2 protein-coding genes are annotated in these 970 nt (G+C 61.8%); both read left to right on the top strand.

What is annotated here, in order from left to right:
- A partial coding sequence (locus NN2_RS35680) for a sigma-70 family RNA polymerase sigma factor (RefSeq protein WP_082857493.1) occupies nt 1-504 on the top strand: 504 nt, incomplete at its 5' end.
- A 39-nt stretch (nt 505-543) separates the two neighbouring features.
- A complete protein-coding gene (locus tag NN2_RS35675; RefSeq protein WP_063019676.1) occupies nt 544-867 on the top strand; it encodes a hypothetical protein in 324 nt (107 codons plus the stop codon).
- Nucleotides 868-970 lie beyond the last annotated feature (103 nt).

Genomic DNA, 970 nt, shown 5'->3' with positions numbered 1-970 from the left:
GTGATGGGCGAGGTTCGCCGTCACTTCCGCGATTACACCTGGTCGACCCGGGTACCGCGCGCCGTCAAGGAATTGTGGCTGCGCATCGGTCCGACGACCGAACATCTGGCTCACGAACTCGGGCGCATGCCCACGGCCCGCGAGCTGTCCGAAGCTCTCGACGTCGACGGCCCGCAGGTGGTGCAGGCCATGATCGCCGGCAACGCCTATCAGCCGAACTCCATCGACGCGGTCGTCGACACCGACGACGGCGCGATCATGGACAAGCTCGGCGCCGAGGAACAGTGCTACCAACTGACCGAGGACGCGATGGCGGTCCGCCCGCTCATCGATGCGTTGCCCACCCGGGAACGCAGAATTCTGATCATGCGCTTCTTCGAATCCAAGACGCAGAATCAGATCGCCGAGAAACTGCAGATCTCCCAGATGCACGTCTCCCGCATTCTGACCCGCACGCTGAAAAGTCTTCGGCAGCAGGCGCTCTGCGAGCCACAGCCGACGTAGTGATCCATCCCACCGTCCGCACGACCGAAAGGTGTAGTCATGCCCAAGGAATGGTCTGCCAAAGAAGAACGCCAGTACGAACATGTGAAGTCCTCGGCCCGGAAACGGGGTGCGAGTAAAGATCGCGCAGAGGAAATCGGCGCACGCACGGTCAACAAGAATCGTGCGCAAGCGGGCAAAACCCGCACCGCGAGCCGCAGTTCCACCAACGATATGTCGCCACAGCGCCGCGGTGGCCAGCGGTCCGGCAAAGGTTCACAGGGACCGACCCGCGATCAGCTGTACAACGAAGCACGCCAACGCAATATCAAGGGCCGGTCGAAGATGACCAAGAAACAGCTCGCCAGCGCGCTGGGCAGATAACACCCGGCGCGACACATATCCCGTTGCGAATCCGATTCTCACGCAACATCATATCGAACGAAGAAAGGGTGCCCGGTCACATAGGCCGGGCACCCTTTCGGTC

Source organism: Nocardia nova NBRC 15556, from assembly GCF_001613005.1.
GTDB lineage: Bacteria > Actinomycetota > Actinomycetes > Mycobacteriales > Mycobacteriaceae > Nocardia > Nocardia nova.
The sequence above is the reverse complement of the archived record's forward strand: the minus strand, read 5'-3'. Positions and strand labels throughout refer to the sequence as shown.

What these genes read in the sequence shown, in the direction of transcription:
- NN2_RS35675 (WP_063019676.1), top strand. Translation starts at nt 544, where the DNA reads ATGCCCAAGGAATGGTCTGCCAAAGAAGAACGCCAGTACGAACATGTG.